Source organism: Flavobacterium sp. 3HN19-14, from assembly GCF_051373205.1.
Lineage (GTDB): Bacteria > Bacteroidota > Bacteroidia > Flavobacteriales > Flavobacteriaceae > Flavobacterium.
Genome location: NZ_JBPPZT010000001.1, coordinates 3,603,443 through 3,623,921 on the forward strand (window position 1 = coordinate 3,603,443; position 20,479 = coordinate 3,623,921).

12 protein-coding genes and 6 pseudogenes are annotated in these 20,479 nt (G+C 41.3%); 10 read left to right on the forward strand and 8 right to left on the reverse strand.

Annotated elements, in window-relative coordinates:
- The first annotated feature begins 97 nt into the window (after positions 1-97).
- From ACSLFW_RS19510 to gap, 3 genes and pseudogenes are all read left to right on the forward strand, one after another.
- A complete protein-coding gene (locus ACSLFW_RS19510) occupies positions 98-1,339 on the forward strand; it encodes an MFS transporter (RefSeq protein ID WP_436557139.1) in 1,242 nt (413 codons plus the stop codon).
- Between the two features lie 99 nt (positions 1,340-1,438).
- Positions 1,439-2,310, forward strand: a pseudogene (gene lipA / locus ACSLFW_RS19515) (lipoyl synthase).
- A 79-nt stretch (positions 2,311-2,389) separates the two neighbouring features.
- Positions 2,390-3,383, forward strand: a pseudogene (gene gap / locus ACSLFW_RS19520) (type I glyceraldehyde-3-phosphate dehydrogenase).
- Positions 3,384-3,500: 117 nt separating this feature from the next.
- Here gap and ACSLFW_RS19525 read toward each other — a convergent pair.
- Positions 3,501-4,352 (reverse strand): purine-nucleoside phosphorylase, encoded by an 852-nt coding sequence (locus ACSLFW_RS19525; protein WP_436557496.1) that lies wholly within the window; start codon positions 4,350-4,352, stop codon positions 3,501-3,503.
- Positions 4,326-5,309 (reverse strand): annotated as a pseudogene (gene lpxK, locus ACSLFW_RS19530) (tetraacyldisaccharide 4'-kinase); the annotation flags it as partial. The pseudogene lpxK and the gene ACSLFW_RS19525, both read right to left, overlap by 27 nt.
- A 161-nt stretch (positions 5,310-5,470) precedes the next feature.
- Between lpxK and ACSLFW_RS19535 the strand changes: the two are divergent.
- From ACSLFW_RS19535 to rluF, 4 genes and pseudogenes are all read left to right on the forward strand, one after another.
- Positions 5,471-6,566: pseudogene (locus ACSLFW_RS19535) on the forward strand (Nif3-like dinuclear metal center hexameric protein).
- Positions 6,567-6,569: 3 nt separating this feature from the next.
- Positions 6,570-7,349 carry a zinc ribbon domain-containing protein gene (locus ACSLFW_RS19540; protein WP_436557140.1) on the forward strand — a complete coding sequence of 260 codons (780 nt, stop codon included), beginning with the start codon at positions 6,570-6,572 and terminating at the stop codon, positions 7,347-7,349.
- A 33-nt stretch (positions 7,350-7,382) separates the two neighbouring features.
- Positions 7,383-8,210, forward strand: a complete 828-nt coding sequence (locus tag ACSLFW_RS19545; RefSeq protein WP_436557141.1) for an alpha/beta hydrolase — start codon at positions 7,383-7,385, stop codon at positions 8,208-8,210.
- A 106-nt stretch (positions 8,211-8,316) separates the two neighbouring features.
- Entirely contained in the window at positions 8,317-9,330 is a 1,014-nt protein-coding gene (gene rluF / locus ACSLFW_RS19550) for a 23S rRNA pseudouridine(2604) synthase RluF (RefSeq protein ID WP_436557142.1), read from the forward strand.
- A gap of 13 nt (positions 9,331-9,343) precedes the next feature.
- Here rluF and ACSLFW_RS19555 read toward each other — a convergent pair whose 3' ends face one another.
- The 3 genes and pseudogenes from ACSLFW_RS19555 to ACSLFW_RS19565 form a co-directional block, all read right to left on the reverse strand.
- Complete coding sequence (locus ACSLFW_RS19555; protein WP_436557143.1) at positions 9,344-10,231, reverse strand: bifunctional 5,10-methylenetetrahydrofolate dehydrogenase/5,10-methenyltetrahydrofolate cyclohydrolase; 888 nt, start codon at positions 10,229-10,231, stop codon at positions 9,344-9,346.
- Positions 10,232-10,320: 89 nt separating this feature from the next.
- Positions 10,321-11,659 (reverse strand): annotated as a pseudogene (ffh, locus tag ACSLFW_RS19560) (signal recognition particle protein).
- A 192-nt stretch (positions 11,660-11,851) separates the two neighbouring features.
- On the reverse strand, positions 11,852-13,249 hold the full coding sequence (locus ACSLFW_RS19565; RefSeq protein WP_436557144.1) for a LamG domain-containing protein: 1,398 nt from the start codon (positions 13,247-13,249) through the stop codon (positions 11,852-11,854).
- A 155-nt stretch (positions 13,250-13,404) separates the two neighbouring features.
- Between ACSLFW_RS19565 and ACSLFW_RS19570 the strand changes: the two genes are divergently transcribed.
- The 3 genes from ACSLFW_RS19570 to ACSLFW_RS19580 all read left to right on the forward strand — a co-directional run bounded on the left by ACSLFW_RS19570 (position 13,405) and on the right by ACSLFW_RS19580 (position 17,235).
- Positions 13,405-13,926, forward strand: coding sequence for an RNA polymerase sigma factor (locus ACSLFW_RS19570; RefSeq protein WP_436557145.1), 522 nt, complete (start codon positions 13,405-13,407; stop codon positions 13,924-13,926).
- A 43-nt stretch (positions 13,927-13,969) separates the two neighbouring features.
- Entirely contained in the window at positions 13,970-14,875 is a 906-nt protein-coding gene (locus tag ACSLFW_RS19575) for a FecR family protein (RefSeq protein ID WP_436557146.1), read from the forward strand.
- A 62-nt stretch (positions 14,876-14,937) separates the two neighbouring features.
- Positions 14,938-17,235 carry a TonB-dependent receptor plug domain-containing protein gene (locus ACSLFW_RS19580; protein ID WP_436557147.1) on the forward strand — a complete coding sequence of 766 codons (2,298 nt, stop codon included), beginning with the start codon at positions 14,938-14,940 and terminating at the stop codon, positions 17,233-17,235.
- 37 nt (positions 17,236-17,272) lie between these two features.
- Here ACSLFW_RS19580 and ACSLFW_RS19585 read toward each other — a convergent pair whose 3' ends face one another.
- The 3 genes and pseudogenes from ACSLFW_RS19585 to ACSLFW_RS19595 form a co-directional block, all read right to left on the reverse strand.
- Positions 17,273-17,728: a hypothetical protein gene (locus ACSLFW_RS19585; protein ID WP_436557148.1), complete on the reverse strand. Its 456-nt coding sequence runs from the start codon at positions 17,726-17,728 to the stop codon at positions 17,273-17,275.
- A 141-nt stretch (positions 17,729-17,869) separates the two neighbouring features.
- A pseudogene (locus ACSLFW_RS19590) lies at positions 17,870-19,387 on the reverse strand (MBOAT family O-acyltransferase).
- Entirely contained in the window at positions 19,387-20,478 is a 1,092-nt protein-coding gene (locus tag ACSLFW_RS19595) for a GDSL-type esterase/lipase family protein (protein ID WP_436557149.1), read from the reverse strand. The pseudogene ACSLFW_RS19590 and the gene ACSLFW_RS19595 overlap by 1 nt, the downstream one beginning before the upstream one ends.
- Between the last annotated feature and the right edge of the window lies 1 nt (position 20,479).

Here is a 20,479-nt window from a genome sequence, read left to right on the forward strand (position 1 = left end):
GTTTGGTGCAAAAATAATCCGATTGTTGTATTGTTCGCATTTTCGAACGTAATATTTCGGAATATTCGTATTTTCGGGCATCGATTAATAAAATAATATGCAATACACTTCCCGGCAAAAGCTGAAATTCCTGTTAAGCCTGCCCGTAATCGTTGCGGCGCTTGGCTATTTTGTTGACATTTACGATTTATTGCTATTCGGAATCGTTCGCATCCCGAGTCTTAAGGAACTCAACATCAATGCCGACACGATGGGCACCATTATTATCAATTTCCAGATGACCGGATTGTTGATTGGCGGCGTTTTGTGGGGTATTTTAGGAGATAAAAAAGGAAGGCTTTCGGTTTTATTCGGTTCCATCCTGGTTTATTCACTTGCCAATATCGCGTGCGGATTTTTACCTCAGATGAATTTTGCCGATAAAGTCACGATTTATGCCGCATTGCGTTTTATCGCCGGAATCGGGCTTGCGGGAGAACTTGGCGCCGGAATCACGCTCGTCTCAGAAAGCCTCCCGAAAGAACTGCGCGCCATCGGAACTTCAATAGTTGCCGGATTCGGGTTGCTGGGCGCAGTCGTGGCGCAGCTTACCGTAGAGCTTGCCGGTCACTGGACATGGGCTTATTTCATCGGGGGCGGTCTCGGACTGGCGCTTTTATTACTTCGAATCGGTGTTCTCGAAAGCGGATTGTACAAACATATCGAAATGCAAACGGCAATTTCCAAAGGTAATTTCCTGTCATTTTTTACAGATTTTGAACGTTTTAAAAAATATATAAAATGCATCGCCATTGGCCTTCCAACGTGGTTTTGCGCTGGGATTTTAGCCATGATGGGCAACCAGTTCGCTCCTGCTTTGGGCATTGAAAGCATTCAACCCGGAAAAGCGATCATGTGGGCGTATGTCGGAATTTCAATCGGAGATTTTGCCAGCGGATTTATTTCGCACGCTTTACATTCCAGAAAAAAAGCCATTTTTTATATGATGTTGTTTACGCTGGTCGGAGTGGCACTGATGCTTTTCGGAGGTGCGAAAACGGAGAATATGTATTATTTTTTCTGCGGCTGGCTCGGACTCGGAACCGGTTATTGGGCCATGTTCGTCACTGTCGCAGCGGAACAGTTTGGCACTAACGTTCGCAGCACCGCAACCACCACCGTTCCAAATGTCGTGCGCGGCCTTGTGCCTGTGATGCTGATGGGATTCGATTTCTTCAAAGCGGGAAATGGCGTGATTGTTTCAGCAGTAATTATAGGAATTATTGTATTTATCCTCGGCATTTATTCGACGCTGACTGTTGAAGAAACACACAATCGCGATTTGGATTTTACAGAATAGTCTAAATATCTTATCTATTCCGCTATAATCAAAAACTAAAATCTCAGCCCTAAACCTAACATCTTATTGCTTATCTTTACAGCCTTAAAATTGCACTGCATGGAAACTGTTTTAGATAACGCGGAAGCAAGGAGCGCCAAGCCAAAATGGCTCAAGGTAAAGCTGCCAATCGGACAAAAATATACCGAACTGCGTGGGCTTGTAGACAAATACAAACTCAATACCATCTGCACCTCAGGAAGTTGTCCGAATATGGGAGAATGTTGGGCGAAGGCACAGCTACATTTATGATTCTCGGTAATATCTGCACGCGTTCCTGCGGCTTTTGCGGCGTAAAAACCGGCAGGCCCGAAACGGTAGACTGGGACGAACCTGAAAAAGTGGCACGCTCCATCAAAATCATGAACATTAAACACGCCGTTGTAACGAGCGTTGACCGTGACGATTTGAAAGATATGGGTTCGATTATCTGGCTGGAGACCGTTCGCGCCATCCGCAGGATGAACCCCGAAACGACGCTTGAAACATTAATTCCTGACTTTCAGGGTGTAGAAAGAATCATTGACCGTATTGTTGAGGCGAATCCGGAAGTTGTATCGCACAATATGGAAACCGTACGCCGTTTAACACGCGAAGTACGCATCCAGGCGAAATACGACCGCAGCCTTGCCGTTTTGAAATATTTAAAAGAAAAAGGCGTCAACCGCACCAAATCGGGCATTATGTTAGGTTTGGGCGAAACTGAAGAAGAAGTCATCCAGACGATGAAGGATTTGCGCGAAGCGAATGTTGATGTCGTGACTATCGGTCAATATTTGCAACCAAGTAAAAAACATTTACCGGTAAAGGAATACATCACGCCGGACCAGTTTGCGAAATACGAAAAACTCGGACTAGAAATGGGTTTCCGTCATGTTGAAAGCGGCGCGTTGGTTCGCTCGTCATACAAAGCACAAAAACATATTTTATAGTTTTAAGTTTACAGTTTACGGTTAACAGTTTTTGCTGCAGTCTGTAAACTGTTAACTGTTAACCGTTAACTAAAAAAAATTGAAAATAAAAATTGCCATCAACGGCTTCGGACGCATCGGAAGAAACCTTTTCCGCCTTTTGCTCGACCATCCCGAAATTGAAGTCGTCGCCATAAACGATATCGCCGACAACCGCACAATGTCGCATCTTATCAAATATGACAGTATTCACGGGGTTTTGCCTTTTGATTGTTCTTTTGACGAAAATGGCATCGTCGTAAATGGCAAGCATTATCTTTTCTTTCACGAAAAAAATATCGCCAATCTTAATTGGGCTTCGCACGACATTGATTTTGTAATCGAATCTACCGGTAAATACAAGACTTTCGACGAAATCAACACGCACATTTTAAGTGGGGCCAAAAAGGTAATCTTGTCTGCGCCTTCTGAAGTTGACAACATCAAAACTGTTGTTCTGGGCGTTAATGAAAATATTTTAGATGGAAGTGAAACTATCGTTTCCAACGCAAGTTGCACTACCAACAACGCCGCACCGATGATGAAAGTTATTGACGATTTGTGTGGAATTGAGCAGGCTTATATTACGACCGTTCATTCCTATACGACCGATCAAAGTTTGCATGACCAACCTCATAAAGACCTGCGAAGAGCGCGCGGGCCAGCCAGTCGATTGTCCCGACAACTACGGGTGCAGCAAAGGCGTTGACAAAAATTTTCCCGGAATTTGAAGGTAAAATCGGCGGCAGCGGTATTCGTGTTCCCGTTCCTGACGGGTCATTGACAGATATTACCTGTTATGTAAAACGCGAAGTCACGATTGAGGAAATCAATACTGCTTTTCAATCGGCTTGCGAAAATCACTTTAAGGGCATCATGGCGTATACTGAAGACCCGATTGTTTCTGTAGATATTATCGGCAACCGGAATTCCTGCCTTTTGATGCACAGTTGACATCCGTTATCGATAAAATGGTAAAAGTAGTGGGTTGGTATGACAATGAAATCGGTTATTCTTCGCGGATTATTGATTTGATTGGTTATATGAAAAAATAATTGTTTTATAACAAGCCCCTCGACTGCGCTCGGGGTGACAAATCTGCTATAATAAAAAACTTTCCTACTCGAAATTGATAACTGTCACCCCGAGCGCAGTCGAGGGGCGTCGCCAAACTAATAATTCAAAATCAATTCTTTAATCAATTTCCTCACTAGCGGCTCTGACTTTTGCGCTGCTTCAAGTACTTCTGCATGTGTAATGCTTTCGATGCTTTCTTCATTGCCGATATCAGTGATTACTGAAATCCCGAATGTTTCAAGATTCATGTGTCGTGCTACGATTACTTCAGGAACTGTTGACATTCCGACGCAATCAGCTCCTAAAATCTTTACCATCCTGTATTCGGATAAAGTTTCAAAAGTCGGGCCTTGCAGTCCTAAATAAATGCCGTCTTTTACTTCAATACTCAGCCGTGACGCGAGTTCCTTCGCTTTAGCTATCATATTTTTAGAAAACGGCTCGCTCATATTGACGAACCTCGTGCCGAAACGCTCGTCATTAACGCCACGCAGCGGATGCTCCGGCAAAAGATTGATCTGGTCTTTTAAAATGACGATATCGCCAACCTTATAATTGACATTCACACCGCCTGAAGCATTGGAAACGATAAGTTTTTCTACACCAAGGTATTTCATGACGCGCACCGGAAAAGTGACTTCCTTCATGTCATATCCTTCATAAAAATGAAAACGGCCTTGCATCGCCACTACCTTCTTGTCTCCGATTGTCCCGAAAACCAAAGCACCTTTATGGCCCTGCACTGTTGAAACCGGAAAATTCGGGATTTCATGATACGGCAATATATGTTCGATTTTTATATCGTCGGTAAAACTGCCTAATCCGAAGCCAAGAATGACGCCATATTCAGGCGTGAAACTGGTTTTTTCTTTGATGTAATTAACGGTCTGTTGTACTTTTTCCACATAATTGGTGATGGTTTTATCAAATTTATCGCCTTCATTCATAAAGGCACTTTTAATCGGTAAGTAGAAAAGTTGTGTCTTGGGAATGCGGCCTTTTAAACGAACATAATCTTTTTCGGTTGTAACTATCAGATTGCCTTTGGCGTTGCTTAAAATTTCTGAAATATCTTGTTCAGAAAAATCGTGATGGTCCGGAAATTCCATCACCATATCATTTCCATTTTGCAAATGATTGAAAAACGGCTTCGGCTTTGCAATTCCGGCAAGCAATAACTTTTCTTTTGATCTTATTTCGTTAAATGAAATCTGAATTTCTTCAGAGAAAACAAAGTCATCGTAATGTACATAACTGAAAAACAATTGCTGGTTTTGCGCAATATTCAACTTTTTACGAATTTCGGATTGTTCTGATACTGAAAGATTTTCGAGGCATTTCGTCACAATAATCACATTCGCTCGTTTAGCACCAGAGCGGCTTTCTCGCAAATTTCCCGTCGGAAGCATGTAATCATCTGAATACAATTCGCCGTAAGAAGTCAGCAAAATATAAAATCCCGCCTTCACTTTCCGGTGTTGGTAAGCGTCGTCGAGCAAAATGATTTCAGGTTTTATTTTTTGGGAAAGTAATTGTTCAATACCGTTCTTTCTATCGGCATCAACAGCAACCTGAATTTCAGGAAATTTTTGATGGTACTGGAATGGCTCATCACCGAGTGTTTTCGCATTATCATCACCACCTGCCAGAATAAAACCTTGAGATTGCCTTTTATAACCGCGGCTCAACGTTGCGATTTTATAATTCGGAGAAAGCAATCGGATTAAATATTCAATCTGCGGCGTTTTTCCCGTTCCGCCAACGCTGAGATTTCCAACGGCGATTACAGGAACGTCAAAAGTATAAGATTTCAGGATGCCTTTATCAAAAAGAAAATTGCGAAAACCCGTAATCCAGCCATATAATACGGCAAACGGGAAAAGTATTTTTCGCAGGAAAAGCATTTTACGAAAGTAAAAAAATTAAGACGAATTGCACGAACTGGCACGAATTAGTTTCGCTTCGATTCTGTTTATTATTATTTATCTTTGAAAAATTAATCCGCTTGGCACAACTTTTTTAAACTTAATCAAAAATTTGTGCCAATTCGTGCAATTTGTGTTATATGAAAATCTCTAATATTTTATCTGTCCTCGAAGAAATGGCGCCACTCGCCTACGCCGAAGATTTCGACAACGTTGGTTTGCTGGTTGGCGATAAAAATAATGAAGTTTCGGGTGTTTTGGTTTGCCACGACGCGCTGGAAAGCGTGATTGATGAAGCCATTGCCAAAAAATGCAATCTTGTCGTCTGTTTCCACCCTATTTTGTTTTCGGGATTAAAGAAAATCACCGGAAAGAATTATGTCGAACGCGTTGTTATCAAAGCCATTAAAAATGACATTGCGATTTATGCAGTACATACGGCGTTGGACAACCACCAATTTGGTGTCGACAAGATTTTCTGCGATACTTTGGGACTGACAAATACCATGATTTTGGCACCGAAGCAGAATTTCATCCGGAAATTCAGTCACCTACACCGTTCCCGAAAACGCGCAAAAAATCCGCGAAGCGATGTTCAAGGCAGGCGCCGGAACTATTGGAAATTATGACAATTGCAGTTTCAATTCTGAAGGTTTCAGTACTTATCAAGGCAATGAAAACAGCAATCCTTCGGTTGGAAACAAAGGCGAATTGACGCAAACCAACGAAATAAAAGTCGAAGTCACTTTCGAAAAACACCTCGAATCAAAAATCCTGAAAGCGCTTTTCTCCAATCATATTTACGAAGAAGTCGCCTACGAAATCTATGATTTGCAGAATACACACCAAAATATCGGCCTCGGGATGATCGGCGAATTGCCTACAACTTACAATGAACGTGATTTTCTCTATTATGTAAAAGATAAAATGCAGGCGAACGGCATCCGCCACAGCGCATTCCTGAACAAAAATATCCATAAAGTTGCCGTACTCGGAGGTTCCGGAAGTTTCGCCATAAAGCACGCCATTGCTGCCGGCGCAGATGCTTTTTTAACCGCAGATTTAAAATACCACCAGTTTTACGAAGCCGAAAATCAACTGCTTTTGGCCGACATCGGACATTTTGAAAGCGAGCGTTATACAAAAAATTATATTGTTGATTATCTTACGAAAAAAATGCCTAATTTTGCATTCATTTTATCAGAAGAAAATACAAATCCCGTTAAGTACTTATAAGATATGGCGACTACAAAAGAATTGAGTGTTGAAGACAAATTGAGAGCGATTTATGATTTACAGTTGATTGATTCAAGAATTGACGAAATCAGGAATGTACGCGGCGAATTGCCTTTAGAGGTGGAAGATTTGGAAGATGAAGTAGCCGGATTAAAATCGCGTTCTGAAAAACTTAAAGCAGATCTAGACGTCATCGAAGACCAGATCAAAGCTAAGAAAAACGCCATCGACGAGCACAAAGAATCGATTAAAAAATACACAAAACAACAGGAAAGCGTTCGCAACAACCGCGAATTCAACTCGTTGACCAAAGAAGTAGAATTCCAGGAATTGGAAATCCAGTTGGCTGAAAAGCAAATCCGTGAAATGAAAGCTTCGATTGAATACAAAAAACAAATCGTTGCCACTTCTACTGAAAAGCTTGACCAAAAGACAGAGCATTTAGCACACAAAAAATCTGAATTGGACGCGATTATGGCAGAAACTGCGAAAGAAGAAACTTTCCTTTCTGAAAAATCAGCAGAATTCGAAGCACAAATCGAAGCGCGTTTACTGACTGCTTACAAAAGAATCAGAGGCAGCGTAAGAAACGGCTTGGCAGTAGTTTCTATCGAAAGAGGCGCGTCTGCAGGTTCGTTCTTCACGATTCCGCCGCAAACACAGGTTGAAATCGCCGCCAGAAAAAAAATCATCACCGATGAACATTCCGGAAGAATCTTAGTCGACAGCACGCTGGCCGAAGAAGAAAAAGAAAAAATGGAAAAATTATTTTCTAATATATAATTACGAAAGCCTCTTCACGGAGGCTTTTTTTATATGAAAAAGGTAAAATATCTGCTGCTCACCAAATCAATAGGTTTGTACCTGAACCTGCTGGTTTTCGTTTTGCCTGAAAAAGCGTTCGAACTTGCTTTCAAGCTTTTCAGCAACCCGAGAGCAGGACGATTGTCGCCTGAAAATCTGCCGCCAATTTTACACGGCAACCAAACCGAAACCTTATTTTACAACGACCAGCATTTTCCCGCTTACAAATGGAACGGCAACGACAAGACCGTTCTGCTGGTTCACGGTTGGGAAAGTAATGCTTCACGCTGGGAACAACTGATTCCGCATTTGCAAAAATCCGGCTATACGATTATCGCGATTGACGCACCGGCGCACGGACTCGCAAGTGGCGCAGAATTCAGCGTTCCGGCTTACGCAGAGTTCATCAATGTTGCGGTCGAAAAATTCAAGCCAAAATACCTGATTGGGCACTCGATTGGCGGTGCGGCCTGCGTTTATTTCCAGTCGCAATACCAACATCCTTCGCTCGAAAAGATGATTTTACTGGGCGCTCCTTCTGATTTAAAAACTTTGATTGCCAATTTCGGACTCATTTTAAGCCTGAATTCTAAAATGGTCAGTTCACTCGAAAACCATTTCATGGAAAAACTGCAGTTCAAAATCGAGGAATTTTCAGGGAAGCATTTCGGCAAAAAATTGAAATTAAAAGGCATGATTGCGCACGACATCGACGACAATGTTGTGGCATTTGAAGAAGGCCGCAAAATCGCCGGTTCCTGGGAAAATTCAGTTTTCGTTGAAACGAAAGGCTTAGGACACAGCATGCACGATGCCGAATTGTACCGAAAAAATTGCTGATTTTTTAGAGAATTAGCGAATGTGTCAATTAGCGAATTAGCGAATTGGAGCAGTGATTTCATTCGCTAATTCGTTAATTCGCTAATTTTCTCATTAACTTTGCTCCATGGAAGAAAACCTGAAAAGACTCAACAAATTCATCGGCGAAACCGGTTTCTGTTCGCGCCGTGAAGCCGATAAATATATCGAGGAAGGCCGCGTAACGATCAATGGCATCGTTCCGGAACTCGGCACAAAAGTTTCACCTGATGATGAAGTCCGCATTGACGGAAAGCTCATCCGCGAGAAAAATGAAAAACCTGTTTATTTGGCCTTCAATAAACCCGTTGGCATTGAATGTACGACAAACCTTGAAGTTCGGGAAAATATCGTCGATTACATTAATTATCCAAAACGTATTTTCCCAATCGGACGACTTGACAAAGCCAGTGAAGGTTTGATATTCATGACGAATGACGGTGACATCGTCAATAAAATCCTTCGCGCAAGAAATAACCACGAAAAAGAATATACAGTAACTGTTGACAAGCCAATCACCGACCGTTTTATTGAAAAAATGGGCAATGGCGTTCCGATTCTCGATACGATTACACGCAAATGCAAAGTCGAGCAAATAAGCAAGTACATCTTCAAAATCATATTGACGCAAGGTTTGAACCGTCAAATCCGTCGCATGTGTGAATATTTAGGTTATGAGGTGACTTCGCTCAAAAGAATTCGCATCATTAATATTTCATTGGATGTACCTGTTGGCCGTTACCGCGATTTGACCGATGCTGAAATTCTCGAACTGAATCAATTAATCGAACCATCGGGAAAAACTGAAGAAGCTAGCTTCTCCGGTGAAGCCCGTGCGAGAAGAAATGCGCCGAGGGAAGGAAGAAGTCAAATGACAAATCGCAGACGCCAGGATTCAGGGTTTCAGGATAAAGATTCAAGAGACAAGAAACAAGATGCTCCCCGGAAACGCGATAACAATAACGAATCCCCTGAAAGAAAAACCGGAATCTTCAAAAATAAATCACAAGACTCAAAATTGCCAGAAAATAGACCAGCAGGACGAAGAGTAGAATTCATCAAAAAAGATGATCCTAACTACAAGAAAAAAGGAGACTATTAATTTTTTACAGAATTTATTTCCTAGCTTCTTTACGCTGTTCACGCGCCAAAAGCGTATTCTTAAGCAACATCGCAATTGTCATTGGCCATACTCCTCCCGGAACCGGCGTAATATGTGAAACCTTTTTACTTACATTCTCAAAATCGACGTCACCGGTGATGATGTAGCCCTTTTCGTTACTTTCATCGGAAACGCGTGTAATTCCTACGTCAATTACAACCGCTCCATCTTTAACCATTTCGGCTTTCAGGTAATTCGGAACACCTAAAGCGGTAATTATGATATCAGCCTGGGTTGTGATTTGTGCAATATTTTTAGTGTAACTGTGTGTTAATGTTACCGTCGAATTTCCCGGAAAACCTTTTCTTCCCATCAAAATGCTCATTGGTCTTCCGACGATGTGGCTGCGGCCGATTACAACGGTATGCTTTCCTTTGGTTTCGACACCGTAACGTTCTAATAATTCCAAAATTCCAAATGGTGTCGCCGGAATGAAAGTCGACATATCGAGTGCCATTTTACCGAAATTTTCCGGATGAAAACCGTCAACATCTTTGCTTGGGTCGATTGCCATTAAGACTTTCTGCGTATCGATTTGTTCCGGCAACGGCAATTGTACGATGAAACCATCGATGTTATCGTCTTCGTTGAGTTCTTTGATTTTTTTCAGTAATTCTGTTTCAGAAGTCGTGCTTGGCATTCTCACCATAGTCGATTCGAAACCAACGCGTTCGCAGGCTTTTACCTTGCTGCCCACATAAGTTAAACTGGCGCCGTCATTACCTACGATTACCGCTGCAAGATGCGGTACTTTCTCGCCATTTTTTTTCATTTTATCAACTTGGGCAGTAATTTCAAGTTTGATGTCTTCCGAGGTTTTTTTTCCGTCGAGTAGTATCATGGGTACAGGGTTTTGGGTATAGGGTTCAGGGTTAAAAACTAGGGTTTAAAGTCCCTGAACCCAGAACCTTAAACCCTAAACCTATTTTTTTATCTCATTCCTTTCATGCCGCCCATCATCTTCATCAGGTTTTTTCTGCCCTGGGCCTTGCATCATTTTCATCATTTTGCTCATCTGGTCGAACTGCTTCATCAGTTGGTTGACCTGCTCTATCTTGGTTCCGGAGCCTTTCGCGATACGGGTTTTTCTTTTCATATCGATGATTGCCGGCTTGCTTCTTTCAACTGGCGTCATCGAGTGGATGATGGCTTCTATGTGCTTGAACGCGTCGTCTTCGATTTCTACATCTTTCATTGCTTTTGAAGCGCCCGGAATCATGCCGACCAAATCCTTCATATTACCCATTTTCTTCACCTGCTGGATTTGGGTAAGGAAATCATCAAAACCGAATTCGTTCTTGGCGATTTTCTTCTGTAATTTACGCGCTTCTTCTTCGTTGAATTGTTCCTGAGCCCTTTCTACCAAAGACACAACGTCTCCCATTCCGAGAATACGTTCTGCCATACGAACCGGATAGAACACGTCAATCGCTTCCATCTTTTCGCCGGTTCCGACGAATTTGATTGGCTTGTTGACGACAGATTTGATTGAAATCGCCGCTCCGCCTCGTGTATCACCATCTAATTTGGTAAGGATAACGCCGTCAAAATTGAGTCGGTCATTAAAAGCTTTCGCAGTATTTACCGCATCCTGACCCGTCATAGAATCGACAACGAACAACGTTTCCTGTGGTTTTAAAGCCGCATGAACATTGGCAATTTCGGCCATCATCTCTTCATCAACGGCCAAACGACCTGCAGTATCGACAATGACTACATTGTATCCTTTTTCTTTTGCATATTTTACGGCGTTGGTGGCAATCTCGACCGGATTGTTATTCCCTAGTTCAGAATAAACCTCGACGCCGATTTGGTCACCAACGACGTGCAATTGATTGATTGCCGCCGGACGATAAACGTCACAGGCAACCAATAATGGCTTTTTATTCTTTTTGGTCTTGAGGAAATTAGCGAGTTTTCCGGAGAAAGTTGTTTTACCGGAACCTTGCAGACCTGACATTAAAATCACTGTTGGCGCACCTGAAAGATTGATTCCGGCAACATCGCCGCCCATCAACTCGGTCAATTCGTCTTTTACCAGTTTCACCAATAATTGTCCCGGCTGTAAAGTCGTCAAAACGTCTTGTCCAATCGCTTTTTCTTTTACTTTGGTCGTAAAATCCTTGGCAATCTTGAAGTTGACATCGGCATCGAGTAAGGCGCGGCGTACTTCTTTTAAAGTTTCGGCTACGTTGACTTCGGTGATTTTTCCGTGTCCTTTTAATATATGGAAAGCTTTATCGAGCTTATCGCTTAAATTATCAAACATAATCTGGTGTTTTTGAAGCTGCAAATATAAGGGTAATTAGCGAATTAGAAAATTAGCGAATTAGATAATTTCCTAATTCATTACGATTCCTGACAACCCTGAACCTTGTACCTAAAACCCTGAACCCATTGCAAAAAAAACCAGCCCTTTCAGGCTGGCCAAACAAACTTAAATTAACTATCTAACAACTAACTATTGTACACATGTATTGTTATCGCCCTCGAGATTGAACAGTATCTGCACATCGTCGGCAGAAAGCGTCTTGCGATAAACCCTCAAATCATCAACATATCCCCTGAAATGTTTGCCGATGACATAATTCCCGAACCATTCACCTATATTCAGATTCGGCATAATCGTACTGAAACGCAATTCGCCGTCGCGGTATAATTTTACTGCATTCCCGGGCGCAACTGTCACAACGAAATGGTGCCAGTTTTGCGTATCATTGGAAAGATTCGGATCATTTGACCATTCAGAATCAAAAATCCCTTGTGTGAATTGTCCGAAATAAGGTGCAGTCGAATAGCCTACAATAAAGCCCGAATCGCAGTTGCAATCATTGGACTTTTCAAAAATCCTGTCTGGCGAAATATTATCAATCAATTGCTGGCGAAACCAGACGCTGACAGTAATCGAATCATTTTGCTTCAAATGGTTCATGTCGGTTTCGGGAATTTTCAAAACATCGAATTCCTGTCCGCTCATCGAGATTGCACCGTTCGCATTGCCATCCCTGTCGGTTACGAATGTCAGCGGAAAATTATCATTCCTGATGGCATCTTCAAAACTGATCAAATCTTTGGCCTCGTTGGCAAAAGGCATGTAGACGATAAGGCCGCTCATTAATATATTCGGATTCGTGCACGGATTTATTACCGGAAAACACTCGGCGATTGCAGCCTGAATGGCATCATTGAGTTCAGAATTATTATTAATTGTAACTATTTGTCCGTCAGATTTTGTCACTGCAATCGGATAGTCAATTGCATAATAATCGGCCGGACTCAAATTGTACAGAAATCCAAGCATATCGAGATTGCTTTCAATCGTATAAGTATTCGCCAACTGAAAATCGCTGTCATAATTGAATATCGTAATCGGATAATTAAGGTTTAAGCAAGCGATGCTGTCATAGCCTGGATCCGATTGGCAACCGGCGCGTAATACCTGCAAATCGTGATGGTTTTGCAAAACCTGTTCTGTCCCATCCTGTAAAACTACCGTCACCGGAAAAACCAGTGAGAAATTATCAGCCGGATATTCAAGACCAGCAATAACAGTTTTTGCTGTTGTTAGCTCTGTGGTGTTGGTAATTGATTGGGAAAATTCGACTGCAACATCTCCTTGCTGGTCATGCACGAAAATTGCGTACGGCATTTTAATCGTAGCACAATTGGTACTGTCAATAGGAAAATCGTTGTCAGTTGTGTTGTTGGCAACCCTGATCAGAAGTCCGGTAAGGTCTGATGCAAGCGTAAGATTTTGTGGATTCTGCTCAGCAATTTCAGTATCAGAACTTTGGCACGAAAACATAAAAACTGCTGCCAAAATCAATAACGGAAAAACTATCTTGAGGTATCTTTTCATTGGAAAATCAATGGTATTTATTTAAAAACAGGCATGTCCTATTTTACCCTACTATAATTTTTTAAAATTTAGCGAAAAGAGCAAAATTAAAGTAGGGTTTTTGATGTTTCAGATGTTAACTAAAGTCATATCTTTACTGAAATCAAAAAATCAATATGGCTGAAAAGGCTTCATCGCAGGGCGTTTGTGGGGAAAATATTTTCTCTTCGTTGTTTGAAAGCAACATCAAAACACTGCGTAATTATTTATTTTACAAATTCGGAAATGAAGAGCAGGCCAACGATATCGCGCAGGAAGCTTTTATAAAATTATGGGAAAATTGTGCGAGCGTTCCTTTTGAAAAAGCGAGGTCGTTTTTGTATACCGTTGCCAATAATGCCACGCTGAATCAGATAGCGCACCAGAAAGTCGTTTTGCAATATGCCAAGAATGCCGCACCGCAGGAAGCTACATCGCAAAATCCGGAATTCATTCTGGAAGAAGAAGAATTTCGCGTAAAGCTGCAGAAAGCGATTGGAAATCTTACGGAAGGACAACGAACTGCCTTCCTGCTGCACCGCATCGAAGGCAAGAAATACCATGAAATCGCAGTGATTCTTGATTTGAGTGTAAAGGCTGTCGAGAAACGCATTCACGGCGCGCTGGTTTCACTGAGAAAAGAAATTGACAATATATAGTAGGGTTTTTATTAAGTTAAATGTTCTAAGCAAAAGGAATATTATGAAAGAGGAAAATGAATTGGCCAGATGGCTTGCCGGCGAAATGTCTGAAGAAGAACTTCAGCAATTCCGCCAGACGCCTGAATTCGCCACATACGAAAAGATTGCAGCTTATTCCGCGACATTAAAAGCGCCGGAATTTGACCATAAAAAGATGTATCGCGATGTCATATCGCGTCCTAAAAAAGTAACGAAAGTTATCCCGATGACAACCTGGATTTTCAGGGTTGCCGCAATATTGGTTATTGCATTGGGGCTTTTCTTCGGCGCGAGAAATTTCACGACAAGCGATCAACTTGCCTTAAATGGAAAAACTACGGCATTTACTTTACCTGACAATTCAGAAGTCGTTCTTAATTCAGGCTCTGAAATCGAGTACAAAAAATGGAACTGGAGCAATAACAGGCAATTGGAACTCAACGGAGAAGCATTCTTCAAAGTCGCAAAAGGAAAAACTTTTGATGTGAATACAGCCCTTGGAAAAGTTACTGTTGTAGGTACGCAATTCACTGTGAAAAACAGGAATGACCGTTTTGAAGTTGAATGTTTTGAAGGAAAGGTCTGTGTAAGCTCAAAAGACGGCAAGCTTTTTAGAATGCTTGAAAAAGGACAAATCGTTGTATTTGAAAACGGGAAATCGATTACAGCAACTGCTACAAACGGGGATAAGCCTTTATGGATGCAGGACGGCATCAGGATCATCTCGCTTCCGCTGAATGACATTATTAGTGAGATTGAACGCGATTACGCAATAAAAATCGACAATAAACTGTTATTATCTTCACAAAAGTTTACGGGAGTTCTTCCGAAAAATGATCTTGAAACTGCAATAAAAATTTTAGGGGAAAGCTATGGTTTTACTTACGCTTTCGATAAAAAAGACAAAATTGTCCTGACCCAAAAATAACTGGTTTCGTAGATCTGATGCTACTTTAAATTGCCATTGACTTGCGAAACAAATGTTTATTCGTGTTTTTTGCAGTGCTCGTTTTTCAGTCGGTTTCGGCTCAAAAAACCGGGACTGCTTTGCCCTTGAAAGTCATTTTGAGCAGCATTGAACAACAGAATAAAATTGTTTTCAACTACCTTGACGAGCAAGTCGCGGCTTTTACTTTAGAGCCTCCAAAACCCACTTTTTCACTGATGCAGAAACTGCATTACCTGAAATTGAAAACCGGACTCAATTTTACTTTTATTACCGGGCAATCCATCAGTATTTCGAAACCTGAAAAAGAAAAATTACCGGTTCCCGTAAGAGACAGTTTACCGGAATTGCTCAGCGAAGTCACCATTGAAGGCTATCTCACAACGGGAATCTCTAAAAGGACCGACGGCACATTTCGTGTGAGTCCGAAGAAATACGGAATTTTACCGGGGTTGACAACACCAGATATCCTGCAAACCATGCAACAGATTCCGGGCATCATGAGTGTAGATGAAACGATTTCCAACATCAACATTCGCGGCGGAACACATGATCAGAATTTATTCACCTGGAATGGCGTCAGGATGTTCCAGACCGGACATTTCTTTGGATTGATTTCTGCATTCAACCCTTTACCGGCGCAGGAAGTAAGCATTTCTAAAAACGGCAGCAGCGCTTTTCTGGGCGAAAGTGTTTCAGGCGTCGTTGCAATTTCCACCAAAACCGATTCGATTGAAAGAAGCAATTCGGCATTTGAAACAGATATGCTCAGCGCGGCATTTTATTCGAAGATAAAAACGTCTAAAAAATCGTCTTTTATGTTTTCGGGAAGGCGTTCTTACACGGATATATTTGCAACGCCGACTTATACCGCTTACAGCGACAGGATTTTCCAGAATACCATTATTACTGACCTGAATGGGAATGAGAATACCACTTACAAATCTAAAAAGACATTTTATTTTTATGATTTTACGTCGCAATTCCAGCAGAAAATCGGCACTAAAAATGAATTGGCTTTCGACATTATCGGTGTTTATAATTTTCTCGATATTTTCCAGAGCAATGATTTGGAAACCGCCTCGCGCGACAGCGACCTGAGACAGCATAATTTTGGCGCCAACATCAACTGGAAGACCAATTGGGATGAGAATAACAGCACCAATGTCAATGTATACAATTCTTATTACAAGCTTGATGCGACGAATGAAGCGATTGAAGATGACCAAAAACTAAACCAGCGGAATTCTATCAAGGACATTGGGTTGCGCATCGAAAACCACCACATCATTAACGATTATGTCAGTTTTAATAATGGTTACCAATACAATGAAACCAGTATTACTGATTATGAAAAAATCAACAATCCTCTTTTTGTAAGGCGCAGCCGGGATATTCTCAGGACGCACGCGCTTATACTGGAAACGATTTTGCAGACTGCCGACAGGAAAACGTATATAAAGGCCGGACTTCGCTCTAATTATATTGAAGACTTCAACTTATTCATTTTTGAGCCGCGATTATTGTTGAATCATGCCTTATCCGATCAGGTGACTTTTGAAATTTCCGGAGAAATGAAAAGCCAGACTGTTTCGCAGGTCATCGATTTGCAGCAGGATTTTTTGGGTATTGAAAAGCGAAGATGGACATTGGCCAACAACGATGACAAGCCCATCCAGAAAAGTGGACAGATTGCCGCAGGCTATACCTTTAAAAGCAAAACATGGTTGGTAACACTGGATAATTTTTATAAGAAAGTCAGCGGCATTATGAGCCGCAGCCAATCGTTTCAAAATCAACTCGAATACCTGAAGCTCAACGGCAGCTACTCTGTTTTGGGAACAGAATTATTGGTGCAGAAGAAATTCGGAAACTTTCACACCTGGCTTTGCTACAGTTTCAGCCAGAACAAATATAATTTTGTAAGCTATTATTTACCGGATTTTGCGAGCAATTTCGATGTCTCACAGACATTTTCGCTTGCAGCAGCTTATGACCGCAAGAACTTTAAAATCGCTTTGGGAAGCAAATGGCATACTGGAAGACCTGTAACAACACCTAAATCGGAAACGCTTTTGCAGAACGGCACTCAAATCGATTACAACGACCCTAATAATGAAAACCTGGGCGATTATTTTCAGGTCAATTTTTCAACTTCTTACCAATGGAGATTATACAAAAACAGCACTTTGCGCGCCAGTTTTGCAATTCTGAATTTATTCGATAAGAAAAACATCATCAACCGCTATTACCGCATCAATCAAACAGACGATGCAATTGAAACTGTGAATACTTTCTCACTGAAAAGAACGCCAAATCTGAGTGTAAAGATTACTTTCTAAATAAAAAACCAGCCTTTTCAGACTGGTTTAGTTTTTTTTAATTTTTCTGGAAAGTCAGCAAATCTGTTCCGCCATTTCCGCCACTGATGTGCTGCAGGCGTAGTTTGGTCGATGTGCGTTCCAGGATATGCCAGTCTTCGGTCAGTTCTGTAAAATTATCCGAACTTACAAAAGCGATATTGAAATCAACATCATTACTTGAACTATCATCGTCGCCGCTGTCGTCACTTTCTACCGACCAAACGCCAGTGTAGCTATTTGTGCCATTGGCCGCTGTCAATGCGCCGGATGTAGCAAATGTAAAGTTGTAGCCGGTGAAGTGAGCGGTTTCGTCGGTTCCGCTGTCATTGAATTGCGTGATTTTCCAAGTTCCGGAAGTAACGGTAGCTGTTACTTGTGCAGGCGATGTCGTCGAATTATCATCATCTGAACTGCACGACACTGTCGCAAAAATCATTGCGGCAGCGAAGATTGAATAAAAGGTCTTTTTCATAGTATTAAGGTTTTTGTGTATTGTAATTGAACGTCAAATTAGGCAAATTATTCCACACAATGAGTTAAAAAAATCAGAAAACACAAGGCTTCGCGCCTTACAATTTTGATTTTCAAAACGATACCTCTAAAAAAAAATTATTTAAAACTGGAAGTAAATAAACGGCTGTGGCCCAGCTCGTTGCAGTCGCATAAATAAGCCAATATGTCAGCGCCAGCACTAATGCTTTCACTACAATCGGGCAATTGTCAAAAGCCGATTTCATAAAACCAACAACTTTTGACGGCAGGAAATGCCACAGATAACCAATCAGCATTACCAAAAATACATTCCTGTAGCCTTCAATAATAGTGATCCATTCGTTGACGTGGAATTGCAGCTGGCCTATATTATTAATCACATCGAAAGCCGTTGTAAAATCCTTTGCGCGGAAGAATATCCAGCAGAAAACCACAAAATGAAAAGTCAGGATTACGCTTATGAACCAAATCAGCTTATTTTTTGGCAAGCGAAGATAATCTTTGAAGAATCTTTCGATGACCAAAGCCGTTCCGTGCAAAACACCCCAAATCACGAATTTCCAGGATGCGCCATGCCATAGACCACCGAGCAGCATTGTAAGGAATAAATTCACATACATTCGGAATTTCCCTTTTCGGTTGCCTCCAAGCGAAATGTACAGATAGTCGCGAAGCCATGTCGACAGCGAAATATGCCATCTTCGCCAAAACTCGGTAATTGACGATGATTTATATGGTGTGCGGAAATTCACCGACAGTCGGAAGCCCATCAACAATGCAATTCCAATCGCCATATCTGAATAACCCGAAAAATCACAGTAAATCTGAATTGTATACCCATAAGACGCCATCAGGTTTTCAAAAGCTGTATAGCTATTGGGTGCGTCGAAAACGCGGTCGACGAAGTTCAGCGAAATATAATCGGAAATAAAAGTCTTTTTTATCAATCCGCCGATGATCAGGAAAAGTGCGGAGTTGACATCTTCACGCGTCAGATTCAGTTTTTTATATATCTGCGGAATAAATTCGGAAGCACGTACAATGGGCCGGCAACAAGTTGCGGAAAGAACGAAACGAAGAACATATAATCTAAAATGTTCTTTGTCGGCTGTAGTTCACGCCGGTAAATATCAATGATATAACTCATCGACTGGAAAGTATAAAACGAAATTCCGACCGGCAGCAATACCTTATCAATAATATAATTCGAACCGGACAGCTCGTTGTAATTCTCTACGATAAACGTCGAATATTTGAAATAACCGAGGAAAGTCAGGTTTAAAATAACGCTGACGACAAGGTAAAATTTGCGGTAACCTTCGAGCACTTCTTCGTATAAAAGCTTGGCGAGATTGTAATCGGCAACGCCGGAACAAACCAATAAAAGGAAATAAATGCCACTCGATTTGTAATAAAAGTAAAGGGAAAATGCAAAAACATAAAGATTCCTGAAATGGAATGTTTTTACTTTTGTCGACATGATATATATCGGATAAAAAGCCAGGAAAAAGCACAGGAATATTGGTGTATTGAATAAAATTGGGTGTTTCGGATCATAAACAAACCACGACTCTACATCTGCCGGTGTAACGTTTCCGAAAATTCCGGTAAACCAATGCTGTAAATCTGCTAAACCCATTAATTCCTGCTATTTTTATAATCCTGAAATGCTTTCAGAATGGCTTCTGAAAATAAATCGCCTTGCTTTTCGTAACCTGATTTAGAATAATGCACGCGGTCATTGGCCATCAATCCGTTACGGAAATTGCGGTTCACGCTAAACAATCCGCCCATTTGCGAGTACATATCCCAAACGGTGTAATTACCATCTTCGGCACCATCAATAATTTTTTTGGCGTAATCTGCCGCAAAAATATTTGGGTATTTACGCTTGAAATTTGACGGCGGCGGCGTAATGACCAAAATATTTATGTTACCGTTTTCTTCTTTTACTTTTTGGATAAAAGCTGCAAGCTGTTCCATGTAAGCTGCGGCTGTCATTTTATCGAAAGATTCATTTGTACCCAAAGCGATAACAACCAAATCAGGCTCAAGCGCTTTCAATTGTTCAAAAAACATTGGATATTTGTTATAATCCGAAAGCTTTGCGCCGTTTACACCGATATTGTGGTAAATGACACCGGAATTTTTATTTTCGAGCACAACGCCATTTAGTGCAAATGAATTTTCACTTTTATTAGGCAAAAGGTAAATTTTATTAAGACTTATGTCAGTTTTGTAGAAATGGGAATTTATATCTGCTTCCATCGAGAGCGGTATAAATTCTGAACGCTGGATTGCTTTCTTCTGCATTTCATCAGTCGGAATTTTGAGCGTTTTCCCGGCACGGATTAAATTTGACTTCAGGCGGTTTGCCTTCTTAATTTCGGCAATTGAAACATTGTATTTATCAGCAATTTCAGAAATTGTCTGTCCGCTTTTGATTTTGTGCGTGATTTTCTTCGGAACGTTTGATTCGAGCGTAATCGTTCTTTTCGCAGTCGCAATATCAAAACTATTGGCGTTTTTGGGCGTAATGATTTTGATGGTATTGAATTCGTTGCCGATGACTTTCGTATTGAGTTCAATCGCAAAATCGTCGGATTTCGTGTATAATGCGATGCCGCTTAACCCAACCGGACTCCCGTCAATCGGAGAAACAATTCTGTGGTTCTGCCAACCGGTATTCGATGTAAATTTGATGTCGGATGAACCATTCGTTCTTGCCAAA

What these genes read in the sequence shown, in the direction of transcription:
- ACSLFW_RS19510 (WP_436557139.1), top strand. Translation starts at nt 98, where the DNA reads ATGCAATACACTTCCCGGCAAAAGCTGAAATTCCTGTTAAGCCTGCCC.
- ACSLFW_RS19525 (WP_436557496.1), bottom strand. Translation starts at nt 4,352, where the DNA reads ATGAATGAAGGCGATAAATTTGATAAAACCATCACCAATTATGTGGAA.
- ACSLFW_RS19540 (WP_436557140.1), top strand. Translation starts at nt 6,570, where the DNA reads ATGGCGACTACAAAAGAATTGAGTGTTGAAGACAAATTGAGAGCGATT.
- ACSLFW_RS19545 (WP_436557141.1), top strand. Translation starts at nt 7,383, where the DNA reads ATGAAAAAGGTAAAATATCTGCTGCTCACCAAATCAATAGGTTTGTAC.
- rluF (WP_436557142.1), top strand. Translation starts at nt 8,317, where the DNA reads ATGGAAGAAAACCTGAAAAGACTCAACAAATTCATCGGCGAAACCGGT.
- ACSLFW_RS19555 (WP_436557143.1), bottom strand. Translation starts at nt 10,231, where the DNA reads ATGATACTACTCGACGGAAAAAAAACCTCGGAAGACATCAAACTTGAA.
- ACSLFW_RS19565 (WP_436557144.1), bottom strand. Translation starts at nt 13,249, where the DNA reads ATGAAAAGATACCTCAAGATAGTTTTTCCGTTATTGATTTTGGCAGCA.
- ACSLFW_RS19570 (WP_436557145.1), top strand. Translation starts at nt 13,405, where the DNA reads ATGGCTGAAAAGGCTTCATCGCAGGGCGTTTGTGGGGAAAATATTTTC.
- ACSLFW_RS19575 (WP_436557146.1), top strand. Translation starts at nt 13,970, where the DNA reads ATGAAAGAGGAAAATGAATTGGCCAGATGGCTTGCCGGCGAAATGTCT.
- ACSLFW_RS19585 (WP_436557148.1), bottom strand. Translation starts at nt 17,728, where the DNA reads ATGAAAAAGACCTTTTATTCAATCTTCGCTGCCGCAATGATTTTTGCG.